The organism is Streptomyces sp. SID5785 (genome assembly GCF_009870065.1).
In the GTDB taxonomy this organism is placed as follows: domain Bacteria; phylum Actinomycetota; class Actinomycetes; order Streptomycetales; family Streptomycetaceae; genus Streptomyces.
Genome location: NZ_WWIA01001070.1, coordinates 1 through 4,402, shown reverse-complemented (window position 1 = coordinate 4,402; position 4,402 = coordinate 1). Strand labels below are relative to the sequence as shown.

The 4,402-nt window shown below is 72.8% G+C and carries 6 protein-coding genes; 3 read left to right on the top strand and 3 right to left on the bottom strand.

All coding sequences use genetic code 11. From position 1 onward, the window contains the following. From GTW43_RS38365 to GTW43_RS34670, 3 genes are all read right to left on the bottom strand, one after another. On the bottom strand, positions 1-812 hold an 812-nt coding region (locus GTW43_RS38365; protein WP_343246208.1), incomplete at its 3' end, for a protein kinase. After that, positions 809-1,540, bottom strand: a complete 732-nt coding sequence (locus GTW43_RS38360; protein WP_237536971.1) for an FHA domain-containing protein — start codon at positions 1,538-1,540, stop codon at positions 809-811. The genes GTW43_RS38360 and GTW43_RS38365, both read right to left, overlap by 4 nt. An 83-nt stretch (positions 1,541-1,623) precedes the next feature. Then, complete coding sequence (locus GTW43_RS34670; protein ID WP_161305941.1) at positions 1,624-2,292, bottom strand: RDD family protein; 669 nt, start codon at positions 2,290-2,292, stop codon at positions 1,624-1,626. A gap of 137 nt (positions 2,293-2,429) precedes the next feature. Here GTW43_RS34670 and GTW43_RS34665 point away from each other — a divergent pair, with 137 nt between their 5' ends. The 3 genes from GTW43_RS34665 to GTW43_RS34655 form a co-directional block, all read left to right on the top strand. Continuing rightward, a complete protein-coding gene (locus GTW43_RS34665) occupies positions 2,430-3,293 on the top strand; it encodes a bifunctional methylenetetrahydrofolate dehydrogenase/methenyltetrahydrofolate cyclohydrolase (protein WP_161305940.1) in 864 nt (287 codons plus the stop codon). Continuing rightward, entirely contained in the window at positions 3,283-3,702 is a 420-nt protein-coding gene (locus tag GTW43_RS34660) for a DUF3017 domain-containing protein (RefSeq protein ID WP_161305939.1), read from the top strand. Before GTW43_RS34665 ends, GTW43_RS34660 begins: the two co-directional genes overlap by 11 nt. Before the next feature lie 290 nt (positions 3,703-3,992). Next, positions 3,993-4,402 (top strand): helix-turn-helix transcriptional regulator (locus GTW43_RS34655; protein ID WP_237536970.1); only part of this gene is annotated, 410 nt, incomplete at its 3' end.

Here is a 4,402-nt window from a genome sequence, read left to right as displayed (position 1 = left end):
TGCACCACCTCGCGCCACTCGGCGGGCAGCCGGGGCGAGAGCCGCAGCTCGTCGAGGCCCTGTGCGTAGCGCACGGCGGCGTCGCGGCGGGCCGTCGGGGTGCCGCCGGGCAGCGGGTGCGCGCCGGTCAGGACGAGATGTGCGAGCACCCCGTACGCCCAGATGTCCGCGGTGGGCCGGATCTCCTGGCCGCGCTCGTCGAGCGTCGACCAGAACAGCTCGGGCGGGGTGTGGTCGGGTGTCGCGAACGCGGGCGCGTACGCGTGCGTGCCGTCCAGTTCGGCCGCCAGGTTGAAGTCGGCGAGTCGGGCCGAACCGTCCTTCATCACCAGCACGTTGGCCGGTTTCAGGTCGCCGTGCACCCACCCCGCCCGGTGCAGCTGGCCGAGCCCCTCGGCGATCTGCGCGAGCAGTTCGGGGCCGCGGGGCGGGCACGGAGTGCGGTCGAGGAGCCCCGCCAGCGAGTCCTGCGCCTTCTCCAGGACGAGCACGGTGGCGCCGTCGAGCGCGGGGGAGTCCGGGTCGTCGACCGTCAGCGCCTCGTACAGGCGGATCAGGCGCGGGGTGCCGTGCAGCCGGCGGAGCAACTGCAGCTCCCGGTCGGCCAGTTCGCGCAGGTGGGTGAGGCGGCGCGGGGTGGCCGTGCCGGTCGGCAGGAACTTGAGGGCGGCGGTCGCCGGGAGCGTGCCGGAGGGGGCCGTGCGCCGGGCCGCGTACACGGCGGCGAAGGAGCCGGACGCCAGCAGCGGTCCGACCTCCCAGCAGCCGACCCGGTAGCCCGGCGGCACGTCGACGGGGGAGCCGCGGGTCACGGGAGCGGCCGGGCCGGGCCGAGGACGCGCAGGTCGTCCTCGCGGACCAGGTCGAAGCGGAGCGCCAGCGAGACCAGGGAGTCCTTCTTGCCGTGGAGCCGGGGGCCGCGGGCGGCGGTCTCGGGTGCGGGCTTGAGCCGCAGCTTGACCGCGAGGTAGTCGATGTTCCACTGCACGGCCGCGCGGTTCGCCGCGGGCCACACGGGGCGCAGCCGCTCCACGAGCTGTTCCACGGTGGGCGGCGGGGCGTGCGGGGCGCCGCGCAGCCGGGCCTCGCACAGGGCGGCCAGGACCGAGAAGTAGCGCTTGGTCGGGTCGAGCCCGAACGCGGGCGCCGTCGGCTCGCCCCGGTCGGCGGCCGGACCGGCCAGGTAGTCGTGGCGCGGCGCCCACACCTGGAAGTCGATCAGGTCGCCGGCGGCGGGCAGCACGACCCGGGAGAACTCGAACGGCACCGGGGCGTCCAGCCGGCCGGGCGCCACCTTGACGTGCTCGCCCGCGCCCTCCGGGTTCTCCACGACGTACGTCTGGCGGGCACTGAGGTTGCTGAGCACCCAGAAGGCGCCCTGCGCGGTGATCTCGCCGGCCGCGCGGGACACGCCCTCGTGCGCGAGGGTCATCCTGTTCGTCTCCGGGCAGCGCCCGAAGCGCAGTCGCTCCCCGGGTGCGAGCCGGAACTGGGCGTCGGGTCCCGCGCCGGCGGCGGGCACCACGATGACACTGTGCATGCCTGGATTCCTTTCCCCCGGCGTCCCAGCCTAGAGAGGAACCGGGGGAGGAATAAGGCCTCGTGCCCGTGAGGGGCCAGGGGTCAGGGCTTCACCTGGACCACGACGGTGCTCGCGACCTTGTCGTGCCAGCCCTGCTTGCGGCCCGACTTGTCCCAGAACGGGGACAGGTAGACGAGGAGCTGGCCGATCCCGCAGGCGAAGAGGCCGACCGTCGGGATGACCCAGCGCAGCAGTCCGCCGCCGAGTCCGGGCTTCTCGCCGTTGTCCACCTTCAGGACGCGCATGCCGAGCGCCATCTTGCCGAGCGTGGCGCCCACGAACGCGATCATCAGGACCTCGTACAGGAACAGCAGGCCCATCATCGCGAGCGAGACCGGGATGATGTCGCCGTAGAAGTCCGACATCGCGTCCTGGACGCAGCTGTTGAACGTGGCGCTGTTGCCCGCGTCACAGTCGGACAGAGCGTCGAGGTAGTCCGTCAGGGCGGGCCCCATCAGGATCAGGTTGATGATCGCGAAGGGGATGCCGTCGATCAGCCGGGCACCCAGCCGCCGCCCCATCGAGGCGATCGGGGGCACGCCGGGCCCCATCGGCATGCCCGGCGGCTGCGGCGCGCCGCCGTAGGGCTGCCCCGGGTGCTGCGGATAGCCGTAGCCCTGCTGCGGTACCCCCTGCGGGGCCTGCTGCGCGTACGGGTCGCCCTGGGGCGGTTGCTGTCCGTAAGGGTTGTTCGGGTCGCCGAAACTCATGCGGTGTTCCTCCGAGGACGATGAGGGGGCGGCGCCGATCATGCTTCTCAAGCCGGACGCCCCTGTCCAGTCGCCTTCCAGGGCCGTTGTGCAAGTGCAACTTGGGTGAATGAGGGCCGCCCTGGAAGAATGGCCGCATGACCGCCCAGATTCTCGATGGCAAGGCCACCGCAGCCGCGATCAAGTCCGACCTGACCGCCCGCGTGGCGGCGCTGAAGGAGAAGGGCGTCACGCCCGGCCTCGGCACGATCCTCGTCGGCGAGGACCCCGGCAGCCAGAAGTACGTGGCAGGAAAGCACCGCGACTGCGCGCAGGTCGGCATCGCCTCGATCCAGCGCGAGCTGCCCGCCACGGCCTCCCAGGAGGAGATCGAGGCGGTCGTCCGCGAGCTCAACGAGGACCCCGCCTGCACCGGCTACATCGTCCAGCTCCCGCTGCCCAAGGGCATCGACGAGAACCGCATCCTGGAGCTGATGGACCCGGCCAAGGACGCCGACGGGCTGCACCCGATGAACCTCGGCCGGCTCGTGCTCAATGAGCCGGCCCCGCTGCCCTGCACCCCGTACGGCATCATCACGCTGCTGCGCGAGCACGGTGTGGAGATCAAGGGCGCGGAGGTCGTCGTCGTCGGCCGCGGTGTCACCATCGGCCGCCCGATGCCGCTGCTGCTCACCCGCAAGTCGGAGAACGCGACGGTGACGCAGTGCCACACCGGCACCCGCGACCTCGCCGCGCACCTGCGCCGCGCCGACATCGTCGTGGCCGCCGCCGGTGTGCCCCACCTGATCAAGCCCGAGGACATCAAGCCCGGCGCGGCCGTCCTCGACGTCGGCGTCTCCCGCGACGAGAGCGGCAAGATCGTCGGCGACGTGCACCCCGGCGTCGCCGAGGTCGCCGGCTGGATCTCGCCCAACCCGGGCGGCGTCGGCCCCATGACCCGCGCCCAGCTCCTCGTGAACGTGGTCGAGGCCGCCGAGCGGAACGCGAACGGTGTCGGCTGACGTGGCCACCGGCGGGGACAAGCGCGGCACCCGCCGCTTCCCGCGGTGGACCAGGGACACCGCGCGTCCCGAGGGCGGCGGCCGCGCCGCCCCGGGGGACGCTCCGGCGCCCGCCCGGCAGTGGCCGCTCATCGCCGTCCTCGCCGTGGCCGGACTCGGACTGCTCCTGACGGCCTTCGACCTGTTCCGGATCGGCACGATCCTGGTCGGCGTCGCCCTGCTCGGCGGGGCCGCGCTGCGCTGGGTGCTGCCGAGCGTCGGCATGCTGGCGGTGCGCTCCCGCTTCACCGACCTGCTCACCTACGGGCTGCTGGGCGCCGCCATCGTGCTGCTCGCCCTGATGGCACAGCCGGACCCGTGGCTGCGGATCCCGTTCCTCCAGGACACCCTGCACTTCACCGTGCGTTGACGGAGCGGTTCCGTCCCAGTGTGACGATGTCCGGGCAAGTTCGTGGATTGTGTCGTACAGGGGTGGACCGCCCCCATAGCCTGGGAAATCGGGACGCTCCGGGGCGTCTCGGGCCCGGCGCCGTGCGAGGGGGGCACGTCACGGCGCGGGCCTCACCGGATGCCCCCGTGCGCCCCCGTCCAGGGAACTGACATCCTGGCTACTCGCATCCCCATGGGTAGGCAGTGGGGGCCGATGCGTTGGCGCGGTGCGGGGGATCAGGCACGCATGGGGGGAAGAGGGGGAAGTCAATGCCTCGTTGGAAGGCGCTACCGGACGAACTCGATCCGCAGGTCAAGGAGTTCGCCAGCCAGTTGCGCCGGCTGGTGGACCGCAGCGGACTCGGGATCGCCGCGCTGGCGGACCGGACGGGCTACAGCAAGACGTCGTGGGAGCGGTATCTGAACGGGCGGCTGCTCCCGCCCAAGGGCGCGATCGTCGCGCTCGCCGAGGTCACCGGCACCAATCCGATGCACCTCACGACCATGTGGGAGCTCGCGGAGCGCGCCTGGAGCCGCTCCGAGATGCGCCACGACATGACCATGGAAGCGATACGCATCTCCCAGGCCCGCGCGGCCCTGGGAGAGTTCGGCGGCACCGCGCCCGGCGCCCGTGCCGTGCAGGGCGGCGGCGGCCGGGGCGGCAGCGCCACCGCGGCCCC